General features: G+C 45.1%; 23 protein-coding genes. 9 read left to right on the plus strand and 14 right to left on the minus strand.

Going from position 1 to position 24,256, the window contains the following annotated elements:
• The first annotated feature begins 356 nt into the window (after nt 1-356).
• Nucleotides 357-902, plus strand: coding sequence for a gamma carbonic anhydrase family protein (locus A587_RS0116770; RefSeq protein ID WP_017218508.1), 546 nt, complete (start codon nt 357-359; stop codon nt 900-902).
• On the opposite strand, the gene A587_RS0116775 is transcribed toward A587_RS0116770, so the two are convergent.
• Nucleotides 888-1,121 (minus strand): DUF1488 family protein, encoded by a 234-nt coding sequence (locus A587_RS0116775; protein ID WP_010604187.1) that lies wholly within the window; start codon nt 1,119-1,121, stop codon nt 888-890. The genes A587_RS0116770 and A587_RS0116775 overlap by 15 nt on opposite strands.
• Before the next feature lie 2 nt (nt 1,122-1,123).
• Complete coding sequence (aroE, locus tag A587_RS0116780) at nt 1,124-1,936, minus strand: shikimate dehydrogenase (RefSeq protein WP_017218509.1); 813 nt, start codon at nt 1,934-1,936, stop codon at nt 1,124-1,126.
• Nucleotides 1,937-1,965: 29 nt separating this feature from the next.
• Between aroE and A587_RS0116785 the strand changes: the two genes are divergently transcribed.
• Both A587_RS0116785 and A587_RS0116790 read left to right on the plus strand, forming a co-directional pair.
• On the plus strand, nt 1,966-2,415 hold the full coding sequence (locus A587_RS0116785) for a group II truncated hemoglobin (RefSeq protein WP_010379482.1): 450 nt from the start codon (nt 1,966-1,968) through the stop codon (nt 2,413-2,415).
• Between the two features lie 105 nt (nt 2,416-2,520).
• Nucleotides 2,521-4,128 carry a methyl-accepting chemotaxis protein gene (locus A587_RS0116790; protein WP_017218510.1) on the plus strand — a complete coding sequence of 536 codons (1,608 nt, stop codon included), beginning with the start codon at nt 2,521-2,523 and terminating at the stop codon, nt 4,126-4,128.
• 46 nt (nt 4,129-4,174) lie between these two features.
• Here the strand turns inward: A587_RS0116790 and hemF are convergent, their stop codons facing one another.
• The 6 genes from hemF to A587_RS0116820 all read right to left on the minus strand — a co-directional run bounded on the left by hemF (nt 4,175) and on the right by A587_RS0116820 (nt 9,182).
• A complete protein-coding gene (gene hemF / locus A587_RS0116795; RefSeq protein ID WP_017218511.1) occupies nt 4,175-5,086 on the minus strand; it encodes an oxygen-dependent coproporphyrinogen oxidase in 912 nt (303 codons plus the stop codon).
• Between the two features lie 8 nt (nt 5,087-5,094).
• The gene (locus tag A587_RS0116800) at nt 5,095-5,673 is read right to left on the minus strand and encodes an L-threonylcarbamoyladenylate synthase (protein ID WP_017218512.1); all 579 of its coding nucleotides are present in this window, start codon (nt 5,671-5,673) and stop codon (nt 5,095-5,097) included.
• Nucleotides 5,670-6,236: a DNA topoisomerase family protein gene (locus tag A587_RS0116805; protein WP_017218513.1), complete on the minus strand. Its 567-nt coding sequence runs from the start codon at nt 6,234-6,236 to the stop codon at nt 5,670-5,672. Before A587_RS0116805 ends, A587_RS0116800 begins: the two co-directional genes overlap by 4 nt.
• A 198-nt stretch (nt 6,237-6,434) precedes the next feature.
• Nucleotides 6,435-6,908, minus strand: coding sequence for a DUF494 family protein (locus tag A587_RS0116810; protein ID WP_010376797.1), 474 nt, complete (start codon nt 6,906-6,908; stop codon nt 6,435-6,437).
• 4 nt (nt 6,909-6,912) lie between these two features.
• Nucleotides 6,913-7,995, minus strand: coding sequence for a DNA-processing protein DprA (gene dprA, locus A587_RS0116815; RefSeq protein ID WP_017218514.1), 1,083 nt, complete (start codon nt 7,993-7,995; stop codon nt 6,913-6,915).
• 47 nt (nt 7,996-8,042) lie between these two features.
• On the minus strand, nt 8,043-9,182 hold the full coding sequence (locus tag A587_RS0116820) for a LysM peptidoglycan-binding domain-containing protein (protein WP_017218515.1): 1,140 nt from the start codon (nt 9,180-9,182) through the stop codon (nt 8,043-8,045).
• Between the two features lie 127 nt (nt 9,183-9,309).
• Here A587_RS0116820 and def point away from each other — a divergent pair, with 127 nt between their 5' ends.
• The 4 genes from def to trkA are packed head-to-tail and all read left to right on the plus strand — an operon-like array spanning nt 9,310 to nt 13,482.
• Nucleotides 9,310-9,822 carry a peptide deformylase gene (def, locus tag A587_RS0116825; protein WP_017218516.1) on the plus strand — a complete coding sequence of 171 codons (513 nt, stop codon included), beginning with the start codon at nt 9,310-9,312 and terminating at the stop codon, nt 9,820-9,822.
• Nucleotides 9,823-9,855: 33 nt separating this feature from the next.
• Nucleotides 9,856-10,803, plus strand: coding sequence for a methionyl-tRNA formyltransferase (gene fmt / locus A587_RS0116830; protein ID WP_017218517.1), 948 nt, complete (start codon nt 9,856-9,858; stop codon nt 10,801-10,803).
• Complete coding sequence (gene rsmB / locus A587_RS0116835; protein WP_017218518.1) at nt 10,800-12,083, plus strand: 16S rRNA (cytosine(967)-C(5))-methyltransferase RsmB; 1,284 nt, start codon at nt 10,800-10,802, stop codon at nt 12,081-12,083. Before fmt ends, rsmB begins: the two co-directional genes overlap by 4 nt.
• A gap of 22 nt (nt 12,084-12,105) precedes the next feature.
• A complete protein-coding gene (gene trkA / locus A587_RS0116840) occupies nt 12,106-13,482 on the plus strand; it encodes a Trk system potassium transporter TrkA (RefSeq protein ID WP_017218519.1) in 1,377 nt (458 codons plus the stop codon).
• Nucleotides 13,483-13,488: 6 nt separating this feature from the next.
• On the opposite strand, the gene A587_RS0116845 is transcribed toward trkA, so the two are convergent.
• The 6 genes from A587_RS0116845 to A587_RS0116870 all read right to left on the minus strand — a co-directional run bounded on the left by A587_RS0116845 (nt 13,489) and on the right by A587_RS0116870 (nt 20,499).
• A complete protein-coding gene (locus A587_RS0116845; protein WP_010376812.1) occupies nt 13,489-14,172 on the minus strand; it encodes a flagellar brake domain-containing protein in 684 nt (227 codons plus the stop codon).
• A 128-nt stretch (nt 14,173-14,300) separates the two neighbouring features.
• Nucleotides 14,301-14,834 (minus strand): hypothetical protein, encoded by a 534-nt coding sequence (locus A587_RS0116850; RefSeq protein ID WP_232288084.1) that lies wholly within the window; start codon nt 14,832-14,834, stop codon nt 14,301-14,303.
• A gap of 158 nt (nt 14,835-14,992) precedes the next feature.
• Nucleotides 14,993-16,444, minus strand: coding sequence for a TrkH family potassium uptake protein (locus A587_RS0116855; protein WP_010376815.1), 1,452 nt, complete (start codon nt 16,442-16,444; stop codon nt 14,993-14,995).
• Between the two features lie 63 nt (nt 16,445-16,507).
• Nucleotides 16,508-17,125 (minus strand): YigZ family protein, encoded by a 618-nt coding sequence (locus tag A587_RS0116860; RefSeq protein WP_017218522.1) that lies wholly within the window; start codon nt 17,123-17,125, stop codon nt 16,508-16,510.
• A 67-nt stretch (nt 17,126-17,192) separates the two neighbouring features.
• The gene (pepQ, locus tag A587_RS0116865; protein WP_010376819.1) at nt 17,193-18,515 is read right to left on the minus strand and encodes a Xaa-Pro dipeptidase; all 1,323 of its coding nucleotides are present in this window, start codon (nt 18,513-18,515) and stop codon (nt 17,193-17,195) included.
• Between the two features lie 94 nt (nt 18,516-18,609).
• Nucleotides 18,610-20,499: a transglycosylase SLT domain-containing protein gene (locus A587_RS0116870; RefSeq protein ID WP_017218523.1), complete on the minus strand. Its 1,890-nt coding sequence runs from the start codon at nt 20,497-20,499 to the stop codon at nt 18,610-18,612.
• A gap of 280 nt (nt 20,500-20,779) precedes the next feature.
• On the opposite strand from A587_RS0116870, the gene fadB reads away from it, so the two are divergent.
• Together fadB and fadA are read left to right on the plus strand one after the other, a co-directional pair.
• The gene (gene fadB, locus A587_RS0116875; protein WP_017218524.1) at nt 20,780-22,942 is read left to right on the plus strand and encodes a fatty acid oxidation complex subunit alpha FadB; all 2,163 of its coding nucleotides are present in this window, start codon (nt 20,780-20,782) and stop codon (nt 22,940-22,942) included.
• 1 nt (nt 22,943) lies between these two features.
• Complete coding sequence (gene fadA, locus A587_RS0116880; RefSeq protein WP_010604167.1) at nt 22,944-24,113, plus strand: acetyl-CoA C-acyltransferase FadA; 1,170 nt, start codon at nt 22,944-22,946, stop codon at nt 24,111-24,113.
• Nucleotides 24,114-24,256: the final 143 nt, after the last annotated feature.

Here is a 24,256-nt window from a genome sequence, read left to right on the forward strand (position 1 = left end):
AGAACGTTTCGAAACATTTCGTTGTTTCGAGGGATGTGCATTCTAAGCATTCCCGGTTTTTTGTCAACACTTAATTTTAAATTTCTTTAGCAGAAGTTTCGAACTTAAGTTTTACTTGACGCTAACTCGTTGCTGCTTTGCTTTTCAGCGTGGCGCCCCGTGTCAGTGGGGTCGCATTATAGGGATATCCGATTTTAGTGCAACCCTTTTTTTAAAGAAAATTGCGAAAAAACGTTTGTTCGAGCAAAAATGAAGCGAAACGCTTTTTTTTGACACTTTTGCTTATCCTTTTGCAGTTTTTTCGTACTAGAGTTTTACAATTCAACACTCTACACTAGTGACACAAGACACGAGAGATGAGTAATCTAGACATGCTTAGAAGTTATAAAGGTAAATCCCCGCGCTTGGCACAAGGCGTTTATATTGATGAATCATCCGTTTTGGTCGGTGATATTGAAGTTGGCGAAGATAGCAGCGTTTGGCCATTGGTTGCAGCCAGAGGCGATGTGAACTACATCAAGATAGGGAAGCGAACCAATGTTCAAGACGGCAGCGTACTGCATTTAACAAGAAAGAGCGCTTCAGTACCTGACGGTTACCCGCTTATTATTGGTGATGATGTGACTGTTGGTCATAAAGTCATGTTGCATGGTTGCAAACTTGGTAATCGTATTCTCGTAGGTATGGGTGCAATTATTATGGACAACGTCACCGTAGGAGATGACGTTATTATTGGTGGTGGTGCACTTGTCCCGCCTAATAAAAATCTTGAGTCCGGTTTTTTATATGTCGGTAGTCCGGTAAAACAAGCCAGACCCCTCACCGAACAAGAACTACACTTTTTAAAAGTATCTGCTCAAAATTACGTGGAACTGAAAGATGAATATTTAGAGGAAAGCTAAGCTTATCTCTCCCGCCTCATTAAACGCTTCATCTTCTATTAATTGCTCAGCCTGCATTTCATAATCGAATTGGTGCTGAGCAAAGTGCGCTATTGCAGCTTCCTGCTCAAGCTTGGTTGCAATTTTACAGCGGATCAGCTGACCACTGGCCATCGCCGTAAACGTTAACTCTCCCTGTTGATAACTGATGTCATCATTAAACAGTATTGCTTGGTTCATATTTACCCTCTAATAAGCCTAAATGTTTCGGACGTATCAGGTCTCACCCCTCGCCATTGGTAAAACGCTTCTGCGGCCTGCTCAACTAACATACCTATGCCATCAATCAATTGCGTTTGTTGATTATGTTGCGCCACCCAGTCTAAGAAACTTGTTTGCTGGTCGCTGTAGAACATATCGTAGGCAACTAAGCAGGATGTAATAACAGTAGGGCTAACATCTGGCACCTCCCCTGTGATGCTCGATGAGGTGGAATTAATCACAATATCGAAACCAATGTTGGGGGTATTGTTTAAGCCACACCCTGTAACCTCTCCATACGAGGCAAATTGCTCTGCTAGTTGCAATGCCTTTGACTCAGTACGGTTGGTCACGACGATCCGTTTTGCTCCGGCCTGGAGGAGCGGATAGATACAGCCTTTGGCGGCGCCACCTGCACCAATCAATAGTACAGTAGCTCCCTCAAGTTTAGTTTGGTGTTTCATGAGATCTCGTACCAGACCTGCACCATCAGTATTATCGCCTGTAATACTGCCATCTTGCTGTTTGATTAGGGTATTGACGGCACCAGCGAGCTTAGCTCGTTCGGTGAGGGTATCCGCAAAGGCAAATGCCAGCTCTTTAAAAGGTAAAGTCACATTCGCACCACAACCACCTTGGGCAAAAAATGTCGATGCAGTTTGAATAAAGGCATCTTCTGGTGCCAAAATAGCCTCGAATTCTAATTGCTGCTGGCATTGCTGTGCGAATTGCGCATGGATTGCTGGCGATTTAGAATGTTTTATCGGATTACCGAATACCGCGTATTTGTCCATCGTTATAAGAGCGCCTTGAAAGAGTCATTATGAAGCAGTTAATTAAACGTATCTTTAATAAAGATGCAACCGTAGAACAAACAAATAGTGCCCCCACGCCAGAAAAAACACCTTATGAAATCATTGGTGGAGAACAAGGCGCCCGCGATCTTGCCAACCGCTTTTACGATATTATGGCAACCGACCCCTATGCAAAGCCGCTTTACGATATGCATCCACAGCCATTAGATAGGATCAGACAGGTATTTTTTGAATTTCTTTCTGGTTGGTTAGGCGGGCCCGATTTATTTGCAGAGAAATATGGTCACCCACGCCTAAGAATGCGCCATATGCCCTTCCCTATCGACCAAGATTTACGGGATCAATGGATGCACTGCATGAATAAAGCATTAGACTTAGAGGTAGGAAATCCATTATTAAGAGAAGGATTAAGGCAGTCCCTCGCTCAGCTTGCGACACATATGATTAATCAGGAATAAAACTAAAGTATTAGTTAATTAAAATTACACGGCTATTTTGCGCTAGGTCAAATCCCGTTCTTGAGTAGAGATGCATAATCACTGTTCTAATTGTGTACAGGTGCGATGCGTGTGAAATCTATTCAACATAAAATTTATGCGTTACTGGCAGTGACGGGCGTGCTCGTCTTGATTGCCAGTATCCTTAGTAGCAGCAGTCAACAAAAGACGCTCGCTGAAGAAACAGTCGAAAGTAATATTAAGCTACTGGCAGATAATTACTTTGACTCTATCAATACTATGATGCTGACCGGCACCATGGCAAACCGTGAAATTCTGAGTGATAAAATTCGCAATCATCCAAATATCGAAGATGCGCATATTATCCGCTCCGAGCAAGTTAATAAGCTTTACGGTCCAGGTAATGCAAATCAAGCACCTAACTCTGAGGCTGAGTTTGATGCATTGAACGGGAAAGAAACCTTAGTTATTGAACAGCGCGACGGTAGTCGCATCATGACTTATTTAAAGCCGATGGTGGCCAAAGAAAGCTATAAAGGAACAAATTGCTTGGGTTGTCATCAGGCAAAGGAAGGCGATGTGCTCGGTGTTGTGCGGATCAGCTACTCTTTGGATGATATTGATAATACGGTACACACTAATACTTGGTTTAGCACTGCGCTTCTCTCTGCTATCTTTATTACCACCTTTGTGATTTTAGGCGTACTTTTTAGGAAGCTCTTTATAGTACGACTAAAAACGCTAGGCCGAACCATGCGCCTCGCAACGACGAATAAAGACCTATCATTACGAATAGACGACCAAGTCGATGACGAGCTTGGACGCTTGGCGATTAACTTCAATAAAATGATGGATAGCTTTAAAGACAATATTGCGCAGTTATCCAACTCTTCGAAAATACTTATTCACTCAGCAGAATCTATATATGCTTCAGCGGAAACCACTGAGCTTGCCATTCAAGAGCAAAAACAAGGGACGGACTCTGTTGCAGCCGCGATTAATGAGCTTGAAAGCTCTTCAAGTGAAGTAAAAAATACCACCCACTTTGCATCAGAAAAGTCGGATAGCAGCAATCACCTCGCAGAGGAAAGCATGGCTGTTGCTAATCATACTGAGCAAAGTATCAACCAATTAGCACAAGATGTAAGGCAAGCTGCAGAACAAGTTTCTCAGCTTCAAGCACAAACTCTTGAAGTGGGTAAAGTACTCGAAGTGATCAGTAGTATCGCGGAGCAAACCAATCTCTTAGCGCTCAATGCAGCAATAGAAGCCGCGCGCGCTGGGGAAGCAGGAAGAGGGTTTGCGGTTGTTGCGGACGAAGTCAGAACACTTGCGACACGAACACATGACTCAACCGATGAAATCAAACGTACTATCGATAAGCTACAGTCCGAGGCACAACAAACCGTGGCAGCAATGAGTGCTTCTTGCGAAGAAGCAGATGACCGCGCACATCAGGTCAAGAAAGTGGCACAAGCGCTTAAAGACATCTCGACACAGATGCACGAAATTAATGCCTTAAACCTGCAAATTGCCGATGCCACTGAGCAGCAAAACTTGGCCGCTGAAGAAATCAATCGTAGCGTAGTGGCGATTAGCGATAATGCTGAGCGCTCGCTAGTTGATGCCCACGGCTCTAAACAGATCAGTGAGGAGTTACTCACCCTTGCGCGCAATTTGGATGAGCAAGTGCGCGGATTTAAATTAAACTAAGTGAACCGCTAAAAGTAAAAAGGAGCCGAGGCTCCTTTTTACTCTATTACATCGCCAACCAATTCTTTGGCGTAAGATAATTATACAGCTCAGCTTCTTTCGATCCTGGATCTGGCTGGAAGTCATACTCCCAACGTGCCAATGGTGGCATCGACATTAAAATAGACTCGGTACGTCCACCTGTTTGTAGACCAAACAATGTGCCTCGATCCCATACCAGGTTAAATTCAACGTAACGGCCTCGGCGATATAGCTGGAATTGACGCTCTTGTTCGCTATACGGTGTATCTTTGCGTTTTTCAATAATAGGCAGATAAGCATCAAGGAAGCCGTTACCAACAGCTTGCATAAATGCAAAGCTCTTTTCAAAGCCCCATTGGTTTAAGTCATCAAAGAATAAACCACCCACACCTCGAGTCTCATCTCGATGTTTTAAATAGAAATATTCATCACACCACTTTTTGTAGTCACCGTATACCGCGTCACCAAATGGTGCGCACAAATCCTTTGCAACTTGGTGCCAGTGCTTCACATCCTCAAGAACTGGATAAAATGGCGTTAAATCAAAACCACCACCAAACCACCAAATCGGCTCTTCACCTTCTTTCTCAGCAATGAAAAAACGCACATTGGCGTGGCTAGTTGGAATATTGGGATTCTTGGGGTGGATCACTAAAGATACTCCACAGGCATGGAAGCTTCTGCCTGCTAACTCTGGACGGTGCGCCGTCGCTGAGGCTGGCATGGAAGCGCCAAAAACATGTGAATAGTTTACCCCGCCTTGCTCAATAACATCGCCATTACGGATCACGCGAGTGCGACCGCCACCACCTTCAGCACGCTCCCAGGCATCTTCAACAAACTGGGCGTTACCATCGGCAGCCTCTAAGCCTTGGCAGATATTATCTTGTAGTTGTAATAAAAAGGCTTTTACGGTCTCTAGGTTTATTTTACTCATGGTACTTTTTATCCTCGGATCACTTGGCCAGTCATTGCATTTTTAATGACGCTTGGGGTCGTATTACCGCCTAACTCACCTTCAACATAATAGCCAACTTGTGAGCCAAACTGGCTACGAGCTTCCGACAACGAAGCAACTGGAGTTTGACCCGTTACATTGGCACTGGTAGATACAATCGGCTTACCAAAGCGTTGACATAACTGCTTTACTATGGGGTGGCTAGTAACTCGAATAGCGATAGTGTCGTGTCCCCCTGTTAACCAATGCGGCGTACTGGCTTTCGCTGGCAATAACCAAGTAATGGCGCCAGGCCATGACGAAAAAATATCAGCGCGCTTATCCATCGGGATTTTATTGTCATCCACGTAGGGCAAACATTGACCATAATTGTCGGCGATTAAGATTAACCCTTTTTCTATGGGTCGAGATTTGATTGTTAGTAACTTAGTGACCGCATCTTGGTTATCAGGATCACAGCCTAAACCATAAATGGCTTCCGTTGGATAACAGATCACTTCGCCAGCTTGAAGTGCTGACTCAGGCGTTGTTATTGTCGCAGCATCCGCTTTATTGTCATTACTCACGGTATTTCCACTATCTTTTGACATGATTTCTGTGGGCATTGTAGCACAGCTTTACACGCTCGGGTTTTCTCCACCAGCACAGGCCAATGACACTCAGGGCAGCTCTGCTCTACAGGCTTGGCATTCAAGGTATATTTACAGCTTGGATAAGTGTCACAACTATAAAAGTGTTTACCAAACTTATTTTTACGCTGAATTAGGGTGCCTTTTTGGCATTTTGGACACGCTGGCAACGCCGCTGAGGGTGGCGCATCTTCATGACCAATATAGTGGCAATCAGGATACCCCGTACAGCCAATAAACATGCCATAGCGGCCATTTTTTATCACTAAATCTTTGCCGCACTCAGGACAAGCCACATCTTCTAGTACTTTAATTACATGGCTATCATGATGTGCGAGTGGGCGAATATAATCACAAGTTGGATAGCTAGCGCAGCCAATAAATGGACCATTTTTACTGTTTTTGATTACCAGCTCAGAGCCACATTCTGGGCATACTTCATACTCTTTTTCTAATGCATGTTTGTCTGCATTAAATAATGCATGGTCTATTTTACTCATCGCTTTACCACCGCCCCCTTGTGCCAGTATGCGCCTAATATAATAGCCTCGTTTTTAGGGTCAAGGAAATGATGGAAATTCCCCCTTGCAAGTATTTGATATCAGTGTTTTCAACTAAGCAGGAACATTATTTGAAAGGCGGTAAGCTGAGGTCAAAACCTCAACTTACCGAAGGAAACTTGTCATGCTAGAGCAGAGCTAATGAACTACAGATGCAGGCTCGGTAAAAATCAGATCTTCCATCTGCGCATAAGCATGTTCTTTACCCGGCACATTAAATAGCACCATTAGTATCACCCATTTTAAATCATCTAGGCTGATATAGGTTTTATCCAACGCGAATAAGCGATCCATCACCATTTCTCTGGTAGTACTGTCAATCACTCCGACTTGTTCCACAAACATTAAAAAGCCACGGCTCTCAACGTCTAGCATATTGCATTCGCTATCGGTGTAGATCCGTGTCGCATGGTCCGGTTTAGCATTTAAATAGGGGTTTTCGTCACTGTGTTGTAAATCTGCAAGTTGCTCAAGCCAATCAAGTGCTTTGTATATTTCGCCTTGATTAAAGCCGGCGCGAAGGAGTTCATCGGTGAGTTCGTTTTGTTCGACAAAGATTTCTGCCTCACTGTGAATATAGTTCTCAAATAAATACATTAAAATATCAAACATCTTCTTAACCCCTCGCGAGTTTTATGTAGCCGTCGAGTACACGCTCTACTTTATCTTCGAGTTCTAGGTCCAATAGTCTGGCAATCACCTGCTCTACTGGCCACTGGGTCCTTTGCGTTAAAGTGTCAACTGACGTCACCTCAAAGCCAAGGTTTTCTAATACGGGACATTGCTCCTCTTTTTGCTCCCCTATTTCTATACTATATAGACTGTTTTCACAAAAAAAGCTCACTTCTTCCAAAATATCCTCAATATTTTCGGTGAGTTTTGCCCCTTGCTTGATCAGGTAATGACAACCGCTACTTAATCGATTTTTAATTGAGCCAGGGATCGCAAACACTTCTTTATTTTGCTCCAATGCATAGCGTGCGGTGATCAGCGAGCCACTTTTTACTTCGGCTTCAACCAACAAAACACCCAAAGATAAACCCGAGATTATGCGATTACGCCGCGGAAAGTGATTACTATTTACTTGAGTGTTTGGTAAGAATTCACTCACCACCAAACCATGCTGTACGATGTCTTCATAAAGCCGTTGATGGCGTTTGGGGTAAACAACATCAACACCTGTCCCTAGCACGGCAATGGTTCCTCCTTGAACATCAAGTGCACCTTGGTGCGCTGCGCCATCAATCCCTCTTGCCATACCCGACGTCACCACCAACCCAGAACGACTTAAGCCCTGTGCAAATTCATGTGCAAGCCCAAGCCCGGTTCTCGTTGAACTGCGACTGCCAACAATCGCAATTTGTGGTTGTTTTAATAACGCAATATTCCCTCTGCAAAATAGTACTAAGGGAGAGTTACAGATCTCTTTTAGTTGCTCGGGATATTCAGGAGAAAACAAAGATACAACATGAATTTGCTGACGTTGACAGTAAGCCAATATGTGCTCGATACGAGACCAATCTGTGCTCGCTAAGTTAGCAGCAATATTTTCTTGCAGCCCAAGCTTACAAAGCTCATCTTGGTTTAATGTGAATAATTGCGCAAGGGGGACGTGATTAAGTAATGCGGTGATGGTTTTGATACCCAGCCCTTGGCACAGGGTTAATGCCAAAGCTTGAGCTAGTTTAGCTTGTTTCATACTCTCTCCTTGAGTTTACTGACTCACTCAAGGAGAAATTCTACCACTTAATTACTGGCAGTTTCCTTGAATGCTTGTACATGATCACCAACGCGGATCGGCTCCGAAGTTTCAACAACCATAGCGTAGCTTAAGTCTTCATACACTTTAAAGACCATTAGCTCACCGACTTTTTCCTTTGGCATATGCCATACCACGCTATCGTCATCGTTTTCCTCACCAAACCAAGATCCCATTTCGGTGATCAGTTTGTCGAGTCTTGATGCATCTTCAATATAGCGCGGACCGTGTTGGCTTTCTATAACTGTAGGCGATTGCCTTACGATATCAAGGACATGTCCCTCTTTTAGCTGCGCTTTACTGCCCACATCCAGCACCACTACGCTCATGGTGCTAAACTCTCTGAGTTTATTATCGCTCGCAATAATACGGCCCAAAGTTTGCTGCTCAGGGCGAGACATAGAAAACTGTGCCGGAAAACTTTGTCCTGTAGATATGGGTAGTACAATATCCCCGGCCCTAACCTCTTGTTTGGCAACTTCTAACTGTAGCTTTGCTGGACGCCCCGCCACGATATCTCCCTGCTCAACCACATGGCCTGAACCAACTAACACGGCTTCCAAGCCAAGCAGTTGTTGGCTGTCTAAGGTACGGTAGCTTTCACCACGACGATAGATGGCATAGTGCCCGCCTTTGACTAAATCAGCTTTAACGTACAAGAGATGACCCGGAGTCGCATTTTTAATATTACGGTTAGCCCCGAGAACTATTGGACTATCAGAAAACTCCGACTCAGAAAGCGCTTGCTCAAAACGCAAAAAAGGTTCCATGATAGGGAGTGGTAACGTAGGAATGGCAGCCGCTTTTTGGTTAACAATACGCGTATGCGGCGACAGCTTCTTCACACCTTTGTCTAACACCAGCATCGGATTACCATCTTCATCGTAGAGTAGTTTAAGACTGTCTCCTGGATAAATCAGATCTGGGTTTTGAATACTAGGGTTCCACTGCCACAATTGCTTCCACTTCCATGGAGAACGTAAGTACATTTTTGAAATATCCCACAAGGTATCGCCTTTTTTCACCACATAACGCTGCGGCGCATCTGCTTTTACAGACAAAGTGTCCGCTTTCACAGAGAAAACTGAGCAGCCAGCGAGTATTAATGCAGCAATCGGATATTTCATGATGGCTTCCTTGTGGTTATTTTTGGTTATTATCCACCAAAACCTGTTAAAGGGGAACTTGAATGGCTAAAATAAGACCATACACTAGCTTACAACAGCTTACACGATAAATTGATTTAGGGTAATCATGGCCATATTAGAAGTTTTAAAGTTCCCAGATGAGCGTTTACGCACTGTCGCACAGCCTGTAGCAGAGGTTAATAACGAAGTACGTCAAATAGTTAAAGACATGCTGGAAACGATGTACGATGAAAATGGTATCGGCCTTGCGGCTACGCAAGTGGATATTCATCAGCGAATCGTCGTTATTGACGTTTCTGAAGAGCGCGACGAACCCCGCGTATTAATCAACCCAGAAATAACCAAACGCGATGGTTCTACTGTGAGTGAAGAAGGCTGCTTGTCAGTGCCATATTCATACGCAAAAGTAGATCGCGCTGAAACCGTCACGGTAAAGGCAACAAACGAACATGGTGAAACGTATGAATTAGACGCAGATGGTCTGCTTGCCGTTTGTATTCAACACGAATTAGACCATTTAGTTGGTAAGCTATTTATCGATTACCTATCACCACTAAAGCGTGATCGTATTCGTAAGAAGCTCGAAAAAGAAGCTAAGTTCGCTGCAAAGCAAGCTTAACCAACCTCCAACTAACTGACTTTAGGGTATTTCGTGAGTAATCCTTTGCGTATCGTTTTCGCAGGCACGCCTGACTTTGCAGCGCGCCACCTTGACGCACTTATTCAATCACAACATGACGTCGTGGCAGTGTACTGCCCACCCGACCGCCCAGCAGGACGCGGGAAAAAGCTCAAAGCATGTGAAGTAAAAGTGCTAGCACAAGAACACAACCTGCCAGTGCTACAACCGCAATCATTAAAAACACCGGAAGCACAGGCAGAACTAGCTGCGCTTGATGCCGATGTCATGATTGTTGTCGCCTACGGAGTATTATTACCAAAAGCCATTTTAGATACTCCTCGACTTGGCTGCCTGAATGTTCATGGCTCAATTTTACCACGATGGCGAGGCGCAGCGCCTATTCAACGTGCTATTTGGGCTGGCGACAATGAAACTGGTGTAACCATCATGCAAATGGACGAGGGCCTAGATACCGGTGATATGTTGCACATCGCCCGCTGCCCTATTACAGCTACTGATACCAGTGCAGATCTCTACAACAAGCTTGCTGAACTTGGCCCTGATGCACTGATCGATACGCTAGCACGCTTATCTGCGGGCGAGATCACGCCAAAAAAGCAAGACGATACACTAGCGAATTATGCTAAGAAGCTAAGCAAAGAAGAAGCCGACATTGACTGGCAGATGGAAGCTGCGCAAATTGAACGTAACATCCGCGCATTTAATCCATGGCCGGTTTGCTTTACCAATATGGCAGGTAACAGCGTTAAGATTTGGCAAGCGAAGGTAGTTGACGAACAGGGTGATGCAGGACATGTGCTACGTGCGGACAAGCACGGTATCGTAATTGCCTGTGGCACACAGGCATTGGAAATTCACACCTTACAACCACAAGGTAAAAAGCCCATGTCTGCACAAGACTTTTTGAATGGTCGAGCCGACTGGGTAGCAATTGGTGCTAAGGTTGGTGACGCGTGAGTAATGTACGCGCACTCGCTGCCCAAACCCTATTTCAAGTCGTCGATAAAGGCGCGTCGTTAAGTGCTCAATTACCACTTGCCACCAGCCAGTTAGACGGTAAAGACAAAGCCCTGCTACAGCAAATTTGCTACGGCGTATTAAGATATTTGCCTTCGCTTGAACACTATTGCCAGCAATTACTTGAGCAACCGCTTAAAGGTAAGCGCCGTGTTTTCCAGTTTTTGCTGTATGTGGGTATTTACCAACTACAACATATGCGCGTACCAGCTCATGCTGCAGTAGCCGAAACGGTAAACGCACTTACGCCACTAAGAGCGCCCGGCATGAAAGGCTTAGTTAATGCAATTTTACGCAGCTTCCAACGTCATCAGGTCGAACTGGAAACCAGTGCAGCCGAAATCCCAGCTTGTTTATACAACCACCCGGGCTGGTTTATCAATCAACTAAAAACCGCTTACCCAACTCAATGGCAAGCTATTTTAGAAGCGAATCAACAACAAGCACCTATGTGGCTACGTGTAAACCAATCGCAATTCTCTACTGCCGATTATGCAGCTCTGCTAGACCAAGAAGGGGTAGCCTATCAGCTTCATAGTGAATACCCTGACGGGATCTTGCTTGATAGCCCGATTGACGTTTATGCGCTACCACAATTTACTGCTGGTGCTTGCTCAGTGCAGGATGCAGCCGCCCAAAAAGCAGCGAGATTATTAGCACCACAAGCAGGTGAAAATATCCTTGATGCTTGTGCCGCCCCAGGCGGTAAGACTTGTCATATTTTGGAGTTAGCAGACGCCAAAGTGACTGCAATTGACGCTGATGGCGATCGCTTGCAACGCGTAGAGCAAAACCTTGAACGGATCGGATTGTCGGCCAAATGCCTTGAGGGCGATGCAAGTGACCCCGAAGCATGGTGGGATGGCGAGCAATATGATCGCATTTTATTGGATGTACCTTGCTCTGCAACTGGCGTTATTAGAAGACACCCTGACATCAAATGGCTAAGACGCGCTTCTGATATTGATAACTTGGTGACGTTACAGGCACAAATTATTGATAAAATCTGGCCATTGCTTAAGCCCGGTGGCACACTAGTTTATGCTACCTGCTCGGTACTGCCGCAAGAGAACCAGCAACAGATCGCACGCTTTCTTTCTGTGACCCCTGATGCGACGCTTATACCTTTGCATGATGCAGACACACAAACACAACCAGGCTTGCAGCTATTACCCGGATTGAGTGATGGGTTTTACTACGCAAAGTTGACAAAACAATAATAGAAAATCGACCGTAACCAATATGAAAATCATCATCTTAGGCGCCGGCCAAGTCGGCGGGACACTGGCAGAAAACCTCGTCGGTGAAGAAAATGAAATTACCGTTGTCGACATCGATGGCGAGCGCTTAAGAGAGCTGCAAGACAAATACGATCTACAGGGGGTCACTGGCCACAGTGCTCACCCTGAGATCTTACGTCAAGCAGGTGCTGAAGACGCCGACATGATAATCGCCGTAACCAGCTCAGATGAAGTCAATATGATTGCGTGTCAGGTTGCCTATAGTATTTTCAATACGCCGACCAAAATTGCGCGGATCCGCTCTGAGCAATACTTAAAGTACAAAGAAAAGCTGTTTCACAATGACGACTTACCGGTCGATCATTACATCGCACCGGAGCAGCTAGTAACGCAATATATCCGCAGGCTAATAGATTACCCAGGCGCTTTGCAGGTGCTGCAATTTGCCGAGGGTATGCTGTCACTCGTGGCGGTTAAGGCTTATTACGGCGGTTTACTCGTTGGCTATGCACTTTCTGCATTAAAAGAGCATATTCCAAACGTCGATACCCGCGTTGCCGCTATTTATCGTCAAGGCAAAGCCATCAAACCACTCGGCACCACCGTAATTGAAGCCGATGATGAAGTCTTCTTTATCGCCGCAACCAAGCATATTCGCGCGGTCATGAACGAGCTACAAAAGCTCGAACGCTCTTACAAGAAAATTATGATTGCAGGTGGCGGTAACATAGGTGCGGGACTGGCCAGCTCATTAGACAAGAACCATAGCGTCAAGCTTATTGAACGTAATCAAGCTCGTGCCACACAATTGTCTGAAACGCTCGATAATACGGTGGTTTTTTGTGGCGATGCCTCAGACCAAGAACTGTTATCAGAAGAACATATAGAACAAGTAGACGTGTTCATCGCGGTGACGAACGACGACGAAGCCAACATTATGGCTGCGATGCTTGCAAAACGTATGGGTGTACAAAAGACCATGGCGCTTATTCAACGTGGTGCCTACGTCGACCTCGTGCAAGGTGGCGACATTGATATTGCTATCTCACCACAGCAAGCCACTATTTCAGCGCTACTCACCCATGTTCGCCGTGGTGATATCGTTAACGTTTATTCATTGCGTAAAGGTGCAGCAGAGGCCATTGAAGCTGTCGCACATGGTGATGAAAACACTTCTAAAGTTGTCGGTCGTGCAATTCGAGATATTAAATTGCCACCGGGCGCGACTATCGGTGCCATTGTCCGTGATGAAGATGTACTGATCGCACATGACGATACCATTATTCTCTCAGGTGACCATGTGATCATGTTCCTGATTGACAAAAAACAAATCGGTGTTGTGGAAAAACTCTTCCAAGTAAGCGCTTTATTCGTTTAAAGCGCCCTAGGTATCTTGTTGATCTTGAAAAATAGACAAATCGATTAGGTAATCTTTTAATACACTACGGATTATGTCCGGAGCTGAGGTTAAGTGAATACCTAAAGAGACGATTTGATCATGGCTCTTTATGCGCCGAATATCGCCCTCTAGCGTGATCTGATTCCCTTCTTTTCCTTCAATGAAAACCTCACATTTCAGCCCCTCTTCCATATGCTCGGCATCAATCGACGTTAAGTCTAGCTGTAAACCAGCAAGTGAAATGTCTTTTATTACCCCAACATCTCTACTGCCATGGCAGTGAAATTTTGCGGGGATTAAGGTTGGCACACGGTTTTGCGAGCGGAGTTTGTAGGTTTGTACTTTTTCGGGTAAATAAAGAAAAATAAGCCGCGCGGGATGGACTGAGACCGCTTTTATTTGCGATTTGAATGCAATGACTTGCCCATCGCCATTCTCGAGCAAAGCTCGGACGATAACCGAAGTCCCTTCCATCACAAAGTCCAGCGCCGCGCCTAATCGCTTAGGGTTGGGATGGTTAAGAATTAAAAATGCCCCTTGGAGCATACCGACGTATTCTGTTTTTACTCTTTTGCTATTTGCCGGTAAACAAATTTCTAAGTCAACAATACTTCCAGCGCTGATAGCGGTGAGCAAAGTATCCTGCCCAACCTCCTGAGTTTTTAACATGGATCCAACCCTTCCTGAGTTTACTCTACTACTTTTTTATTGTAGCAGTTTTAGCGGAAGGCTATTTAAAACTGAATTCAGATTAATTACAACTCTTCGACTACCAACAATACCTAAAAAGGGGTCAATCACTTTACTAAAAAATGGCTTTTTAGCATTAATGCGCCATCTCTTAGGGTCATCATTCTGCTTTGTACTTCAAGTGAGCTTTGTGGCAATGCAAGCTCTTCTGCTTCAATAAATAACATCATAGGTTCACTATTGCGCTTAGCAACAAATAATATACCCGAGACATCACGCTTGAATAAACAGCCCACTCCCTCAGTCTCAAAATCATCGATAATTGCTGGTATCTGGCGCTTTTGCCAGAGCTCATTTTCTGAGATCACTTGAACAACGAAACGTGCACCGCTCTCACAGCCAACTTGATGAAATAAGTCATAGCTCTGGGCACGACCTAATGTAAGCTGATTAAGCTGCAAGTAACCGACTTCATCGATTAAGCTATTCAACTGTATTACGCTTCGTTCTATAAGCTGCATACCTAAACCCTGCTCATGGCTAGCAGCAAATCCCTTTATCACTTTAAATCCTTTATCTGAAAAGCGTGTGGCAAGCAATATCGTCGCCTCCAAGTTAAATCGTTGTAAAAATACTGACACTTGAAAACCCCGAAAATCCGAGTTTTTGAAATTTTTATTAACTTTTTCTTTGCGAAGTTCAAAAATAAGATGACAACTTGTCACTAGAGTGGCAGAAACGAGGTAATGACACAGTCAGTTGTAGGCTCTCAGCAAAGGAGCCCACAACTTAAGCACAGTTACCCACGCCAGAAGGTAGGAGTAAATAAGACTAACAGTGTGAAGATCTCTAAGCGACCAAAGACCATTGCAAGGGTAAGGATCCACTTTGCAGTATCACTAATATCGCCATAATGCGCCGCAACGTCTCCCAACCCCGGTCCCAAATTGTTTAGACAAGCCGCAGTTGCTGAAAATGCAGTAATGTTATCGAGTCCCGTCCCCAGCAATGCAATCATAATAATCACAAACACCAGTGCATAAGCCGAGAAAAACCCCCACACAGCCTCGACCACTTTATCTGGTAGTGCCTTTCGACCCAATTTTATCGAGTATATAGCACGCGGATGCACTAAACGATTAAGCTCACGGATCCCCTGTAAATAAAGCAAGAAGACACGTACAACCTTCATACCACCACCCGTAGAGCCAGCACAGCCACCAATGAAGCTAGAGAAAATCAAGAGAATAGGTAAAAACAGCGGCCAAGTTGAGAAGCTATCGGTCGCAAAGCCTGCGGTAGTACTAATTGACACAGCCTGAAACATCGCTTGATCTAAGGTCTCATCACCCGTTTCATAGACATTGTTTGACGACAATACCGCAAAACAAATCACCACCAACGCTAACTGTATAAACAGAAAGACTTTAAACTCAGGATCTCGCAAATAGGCTTTAATATTGCGACTCGATACCGCAGCATAATGTAGCGAGAAGTTAATGGCAGCAATCAACAAGAAGACGACGCAAATAACATTAATAAATGGATTATCGAAATAGCCCATAGAAGCATCATAGGTTGAGAAGCCACCGATGGCTATCGTGGCAAACGCATGACAGATAGCATCAAACCAATTCATTCCTGCTATCCAGTAAGCCAGCGTACAAGCCGCCGTTAGAGACACATAGATATACCAAAGGTGCTTGGCGGTATCGGCAATACGCGGTGTCATTTTTGAGTCTTTAACTGGACCGGGTGTTTCAGCACGATATAACTGCATGCCACCAACCCCAAGCATAGGAAGAACGGCTACGGCCAATACGATGATCCCCATACCACCAAGCCACTGCAACTGCTGGCGATAGAATAATACCGCTTTGGGTAAATGTTCTATGCCCGTCAATACCGTAGCCCCTGTAGTTGTCAGCCCTGAAAAAGCTTCAAAAACGGCATCTGCTAGAGATAGATTCGGTTTATCTAAGAAAATGAGCGGCAATGACGCAAACGACCCCAGTACCAACCAGAATAAGACAACGATTAAGAAGCCTTCTCTGGCTTTAAGATCGCCGTTTTCCTTGCGGTTTGGGTAGTACGCAAACAGACCCATTAGCACACTAAAAATGAAAGCTAAAACAAAAGGTACACCACCACCATCTTTGTATATCAAAGATACAATGGCTGGTGGCACCATAGTGATACTAAATAGAGCGACTAACTGCCCGAGTATTTTTATTATGGTACGAAATTGCATTTTGTACGCTGCGCTTTTTGTTATTTAACCAGAGGTTAATTAGTGAATGTAAAGAAGTAGAGCCTACTCCTTGAGTTGCTTAAATAATACAACACCATTGGTTAATTCATAAATAGCATCAATGATTTGTTGTGTTTCACGACTATCTACTGCTATTTTCCAGGTAATATTAGCAGCGTATTCTTTATCTAAATTTAGCACTGTAAACTGACTTTGTAATAGCTGCTCTATCACACCTTGAAGATGGTAATCACTGTGGCCAACAATAATAGAAGCCGGTACCTTTTTAGTCGTGCTTAGCTGTGCTAGCGCGTTATTAAGCGTACCACCATAGGCTCTGACCAATCCCCCAGTGCCGAGCTTAATACCACCGAAATAACGCGTCGTCACCGCAGTGATCTCACCAATCCCTGATCCCATCAGCACATTAAGCATTGGCTTACCAGCCGTCCCGTTAGGCTCTCCATCATCAGAAAACCCTAATACATGGCTGCCACCAGGGGGCCCAGCGATGTGTGCCCAACAATTGTGTCTTGCATCGGGATACGCGTCATTAATCTGTTTAATAAACGCTTTAGCATCTTCGATGGTTGGCGTGTGGGCCAAATGCACGATAAACGTGCTTTTCTTAATTTCCTCATGATGACTCAGTGATCCACTCGGAATGAAATATTCAGACATAATGTTCCAAACTAAAAGGGAGCCAATCGGCCCCCAAATATACTTACTTTTAGCGCTAGAAGTCAGCTTACTCGAGGCCGAAATCTCGCGTCATATTTTCTAGTCTATCTTCATGCACAATGATGTTATCTTCAATACGGATACCACCGTAAGGCTTCAGTGCATCAACCTTATCCCAATTGATATACTGTTTGTTTTCTGTTTGCGCCAAGTCTTCCAACAATGAATCGATGAAGTATAACCCAGGCTCAATAGTGAACACCTGATTAGCCTCTATCTTACGAGTACAACGCAAGAACGGGTGACCTTCAGGTGGTGCTTGGTGCGTACCGGCTTCATCAGCCATGAATCCGCCCATATCGTGTACCTGTAAACCAATATGGTGACCGAGACCATGAGGGAAGAAAGTGGAAGAAATCCCCTTCTCGACGATGGCCTGAGCATCAAGCTTAACAATACCAAAGTCACTCAGCACTTGCGCCACGCGATTATGACAATCGATATGCAGCTCACCGTATAGTTTGCCCGGTTGCAATGCTTTGCCCAACTCAATTTGGTGATCGTTCATGACTTTCACCAACTCGGCAAACTCGCCTTGTTTAGCAAAATCATAAGTACGGGTAATATCTGACGCATAACCGTTAAAGTTTGCACCGGCATCAATCAAAAATGACAAGTGCTTACTCGGCGCTTTACGCTCAAAATGGGTATAGTGCAAAATCGCACAATTTTCATTCAAGGCGACAATATTGCCATACGGTGTATCGTTTTCCATATGCTGAGTTGCATTAAGATAAGCTTGTTGAATTTCAAACTCGGAGCCACCAGCAAAGAAGGCATCGCGTGCCGCCATATGACCAAGCACACCAAGGCGGCTCGCTTCACGTAAACATGCCATTTCATACTGAGTTTTATATGCACGATGATAATGCAAGAAGTTCATCACTGGCTCTGGATTCACTTGAGTAAAGCCAAGCGCTTGTGCAACCTCTAAATATTCACCGATATAGGCATAGTTCGCTTTGTCGTATGGCAGTAGCTGTTCAACCTGATCTGGCTTAACCAGCAGTTGAATATCAAAATACTCGGCCCAAAAATCTCTCGGCTCATCAGGCACTTTATGCCAAAAATCAACCGGACGATAAAAAATGAGTTTCGGCTTGTCACTACCATTGACCACAATCCAGCAATGCGGATTATCGATAACAGGCAACCAAGCTTTAAATTGCGGGTTAACTTTAAACGGATAGTACATATCATCAAGGAATTGACGCTTTGCTTGCCCCGAATGGATCACAAGTCCATCTAGCCCTTCTCGTTCTACTATCGTTCTTGTACGCTGTTGCAACGTGGCAATATGCTCTGCGTATAAATTTGCTAACTTATCCATGGTGTACCCATTTTCAAAAATTCACATACTATCGAGTCTATCATAGCTGCTACCTAAAAACGACGAACTGAGTCTAAGCACCAGCCATGTGCGGTTATTTCACAATTTTCATATCCAAGATACTTGCCAATATGTTGCCATCACGACCAAGACGGGTATGGTAAACCTGTCGATATGCCATCACATTTTTCACGTAGTCACGTGTTTCTCGATACGGGATCAACTCAATCCAAAGCTCAGCAGGCATGGCCTCTGACGGCAGCCAACGCTTAATTCTATGATAACCCGCGTTGTACGATGCTGTCGCCAAAATCTCATTTCCGGCATTTTTACGCTTCAAATACTCTAAATAACTGGTCCCCAAACGAATGTTTGTGGCCGGATGATAGAGGCGATTTTTTGCCACGCGCTTGCGGTTATTAACGTATTTGGCGGTGCTTGGCAGCAGCTGCATTAAACCGTGAGCATCCGCACTCGAGCGTGCATCCGGTGCGAAAGAGCTTTCCCGACGAGCAATCGCAATGCTCCATGCGATATCGACTCGATTACGCTCACTATATTTAGTGAACAGATCTTTAAACGCCATCGGGAAACGTAAATCAACGTAATCCCAAGCTTTGATCTGTGCAAGAGTAAAAATAGTGCTGTCGTACCAATCAAACTCAGCAGCCAATATGGATGCTGCAAGCTTTTCCTCTTTGCTTGAAGTGTTAGTAAGGTAGTTCCACTCTCGGCGTGCTTGAGTATACCTTTCCAGCTCGTATAAAGCCTTTGCTCGCTTAAAACCAGGCGCATGAGATACCCTTTCTACAATGCTGGGGTCAACATTTAACGGCTCTTCATTTAGTGAGACTGGTAATCCTAACCGGGCAGCAGCCAAAAAGCCGTAGTAATCACGCTCTTGTGCTAATTGCTGCCAAATCTCGTTAGCCTTAGCCAATTCGCTACGCTTCGCGAGGCTATATGCAAGCCAGTATTGTTGACCATTGCTAAGCTGCTCGTGACCCACGAATAAGGCCGAGATCCCTTCCCAATCTTGCTCTTTCAGCATGTTACTCATCAGCCACTGGAGTAGCTTTTTGTCCTGCAGCGATTTAGGCACTTTATTAAGCCAAAACCGTGCGTCTTCATGGCCTTTAGACGCAAGTGCCAGAGCAAAACGATAAGCAACGCTATCCTTTTGCTGCTGGGTAAAGGTAAACATATCCTGCATCTTCTGCCAGGCACGCAGCGCTAAATCAGGATCACGCCAAACTAGGCGCCTTACACCATATACCGCAATTTCGGCTTCTTTTTCAGTACGTTTACCAAAACGATAAAGCCCAGCTGCGGAACTCGGATCTTGGCGAACCTTTTTATAAAGCTCGGCAAGATACGCCTCATTTTTTGGTAACAGCTTCTCAAGATAATCTAGCAATGACGTTTGACCTGATTGCGCGGCACTGGAAATACGTTGCCAGACACGTTCAGGCGTTCTATACCCCGCCTTTTGCCATTGGCTAAAAAGGCCATCACAGGCTTTAGGCTGAGACTTTCCCACCGTCCAAATATCGGTTACCTGATCAAGAATGGCTTTTTTTGGAGCGCCTAAATCCAACTGATACGCTAAATACGTACACTTGAGTTCAATATCGCTGGTCTCACGATAAAACTCGATGAATCGTGCTTTCTTTTTATGACGCTTTAAATAATCGAGCCAAGCAGAGCGTACTGGCCATTCTAATGGGGTGTGTTCGTATACTGTTAAAAAGTGCTGAATTTCTTGCTGGTACTTGAGCTTAGGATGACGTTCATAAAACGCCTTTTCAACGTACGGTTTAAGTGGGTGATCGAGCTGCGCTGTTGCAGCTTTAAAATTATTATAATTACCAGACCAAGCGACACGCTCAGCCTCTTTAAATTCGTCGTGAGTGCTATCGGCTGCACAGAGCCAGCTCACCATACATAAGCTGCCTGCAGCTAAGCGGGGTAACCAATATGTCATGCAAACCCTTTTTTATCTGCCAAAAGAATACACACCTAAATTGAAATACAGCCAAATTATGCTTATCTAAAGATGGCGCTGAAGACCAAAATTCGGCTTGTCACTTGCGAGCGTGCTCATAAATGACACTAAATGCGAGGTGCGTAAAGCCACCATAGCAAACCGACTCAGGTATTTCAGTAAATGTGCGGTAAATTTTTCATTGCAATTTGCCGCCAAAGGATCCACACTGATTGAAATTACAACTCATCGTACCAGTGTAAAGCACGGGAGAACATGTATGTTAATCAAACGCGAGTCCTTTGTAGTTGATTTTTGCAAAGGCAATATCGCTGAGTTTAAGTTTTGCCTACCAGGCTCAGTAAACAAACTATCTCAGCAAGTACTAAAGGAAAGCCACGAAGCGCTTATCGAATTGAGCCAACGCGACGACATCGACGGCTTAATTTTTACCAGCGACAAAGACCACTTTATTGTCGGCGCTGATATTTTTGAATTCCTTCCGACTTTCCAACGCCCAGAAGAAGAACTTGTTGGTTGGATTAAAACCGCAACCGATGTCTTCGACGCAATAGAAGATTTACCTTTCCCTACACTATCTGCAGTAAATGGCCTCGCGCTTGGCGGTGGTTGCGAGTGGTTACTTGCCACGGATTACCGTATCGCAACCGACAACGCAAAAATTGGCCTACCAGAAGTTAAGCTTGGAATTATGCCAGGCTTTGGTGGTACCGTAAGACTTCCTCGCTTAATCGGCGCTGACAACGCAATGACGTGGATCACCACAGGTCAAGAAAATCGAGCGAATGACGCACTAAAAGTCGGTGCGGTTGACGGTGTAGTGCCTGCTGACAAACTCATGGCTGCCGCTATTCGTACCTTAGAGCAAGCCATTGCAGGTAAATTGGATTGGCGCGCGAAACGCCAAATCAAGCTTGATCCATTGAAGATGAATCGTGTTGAACAAGGTATGAGCTTTGGTATGGCCGAAGGCTTAGTCATGGCAAAGACCAAAGGTCATTACCCAGCACCAATGATGGCGGTACAAACGCTTAAAGCGGCAGCTAACCTAAGCCGCAACGAAGCGATGGCACTCGAAAACCAAAACTTTGCTAAGCTTGCCAAAACGGCAGAAGCCGCAGCGCAAACCGGTATTTTCTTAGCGGATCAATACATCAAAACGGTTGCCAAGAAACAAGCGAAACAAAGCAAAACAGAGATCAAACAAGCAGCGGTACTTGGTGCTGGTATTATGGGTGGCGGTATCGCTTACCAATCAGCCTACAAAGGTACACCAATTGTCATGAAAGACATCCAACAAGGTGCCCTAGACCTTGGTATGGGTGAGGCTGCAAAACTACTTGGTAAAAAAGTACAGCGCGGCCACATGTCGATGGACAAGATGATTGCCACTTTAGGTAAAATCAAAGCAACGCTCAACGATCACGACTTACAAGGTTCAGACATCATCGTAGAAGCCGTTGTTGAAAACCCTAAAATCAAGAAAACGGTATTGGCGAGTTTAGAGTCGCAATTGCCAGAAGGTACCATCCTGACTTCAAACACATCGACTATTCGTATTGATGAGTTAGCCACCGCACTTGAGAAGCCAGAAAACTTCTGTGGTATGCACTTCTTTAACCCAGTGCCAAAAATGCCATTGGTAGAAATCATTCGTGGTGAACAAACATCGGATGAAACCGTTGCCGCAGTGGTAGATTATGCCTTAAAGCTTGGCAAGTCTCCTATCGTTGTTAACGATTGCCCGGGTTTCTTCGTCAACCGTGTTCTATTCCCTTACTTTGCAGGCTTCAGCCAACTTGTTGTAGAAGGTGCTGACTTCGCAAAAGTAGATAAGGTTATGGAAAATGTCTTCGGCTGGCCAATGGGCCCTGCGTACCTACTAGACGTAGTGGGTATCGATACGGCAAATCACTGTACTGGCGTAATGGCTGATGGCTTCCCTACTCGCATGGCACGTAAAGACAAAGATCCTGTCGCAGTACTTGCGGGTGCCGATCGCTTTGGTCAGAAAAACCAAAAAGGCTTCTACCAATACGCTCCAGATCGCAAAGGTCGTCTGAAGAAGAGTAAAGACGACAGCGCGCTTGAGTTGCTGAGCGGTATTTGTGACGCACCAACTGAATTTGATAAACAAACGATTATTGAGCGTTGTATGGTGCCAATGATCAATGAAGTGTTACTGTGTCTGCAAGAAAACATTGTTGCTTCACCGCAAGAAGCAGACATGGCACTGATCTATGGTATCGGCTTCCCTCCATTCAGAGGTGGTGCATTCCGCTATCTAGACCAAATCGGCCTCGCAAACTTTGTAGCAATGGCTGACAAGTACGCTCATCTTGGTGAAATTTATCAGGTTTCTGAGCAAACTAGACAGTGGGCAGATGAAGGTAAAGTGTTCTATCAAGTGGAGGGCCAGTAACATGGAAAACGCGGTAATCGTAGATTGTATTCGTACCCCAATGGGCCGTTCAAAAGGCGGTGTATTTAAGCATAAACGTGCCGAAGACCTCAGCGCACACTTGATGAAAGGCCTACTTGAGCGTAACCCTCAAGTAGCACCAGACTCAATTGATGACATTTACTGGGGCTGTGTACAGCAAACTTTAGAGCAAGGCTTTAACGTTGGTCGTAACGCTGCACTCTTAGCTGGCATTCCTCACACCGTACCGGCGGTAACCGTAAACCGCCTATGTGGTTCGTCAATGCAAGCATTGCATGACGCAGCTCGCGCCATCATGACTGGTGCTGGTGACACTTACCTTATCGGTGGTGTTGAGCACATGGGTCACGTACCAATGACACATGGTAATGACTTTCACCCAGGCCTTGCGACGTCTGTAGCACAAGCTGCCGGCGTGATGGGTTTAACGGCTGAGTACTTAGCGCTAATGCACGGTATCAGTCGTGAGCAGCAAGATGAATTTGCCGTACGTTCACACCAGCGCGCACATGCCGCAACCCTTGAAGGGCGTTTTGCAAAAGAAATCTTGCCTATGGAAGGTCATGATGCCGATGGTACACCTGTACTTGTCGAGCATGACGAAGTTATCCGCCCAGAGACAAGCCTAGAAGGTCTAGGACAGCTACGTCCAGTATTTAACCCTGCATCGGGTACGGTAACTGCTGGTACCTCTTCAGCGCTTTCTGACGGTGCTTCAGCTATGTTGGTCATGAGCGAGTCTAAAGCAAGAGAACTCGGTCTTCCAATTCGTGCTCGTGTTAAGTCAATGGCAGTCGCAGGTTGCGATCCTTCCATCATGGGTTACGGTCCAGTTCCGGCATCACAAAAAGCCTTGAAGCAAGCGGGTATCACTATCGATGATATTGATGTTGCAGAGCTAAACGAAGCCTTTGCAGCGCAATCACTACCAGTGCTAAAAGACCTTGGTCTACTAGACAAGGTAGATGAGAAAGTGAACCTCAACGGTGGTGCAATTGCACTCGGTCACCCACTTGGTTGCTCAGGCTCACGTATTAGCACAACGCTTATCAATCTAATGGAAGAGAAAGACGCGAAGTATGGTCTTGCAACTATGTGTATTGGTTTAGGCCAAGGTATCGCTACCGTATTCGAGCGCGTAGATAACTAATTCCAACCAGCTGGTACTGGGCTTTTATAAGACAATACCAGCACACAACTTCAACTTGGTGACCAAGGCAAAACGGCACAGCTGTTTTGCCTTTTTTATTACCTGCATTTGCCTCACCTCGGTTGGCTAAGACTTGAGTTATC

The sequence above is a fragment of the Pseudoalteromonas sp. NJ631 genome (assembly GCF_000276645.1).
Lineage (GTDB): Bacteria > Pseudomonadota > Gammaproteobacteria > Enterobacterales > Alteromonadaceae > Pseudoalteromonas > Pseudoalteromonas piscicida.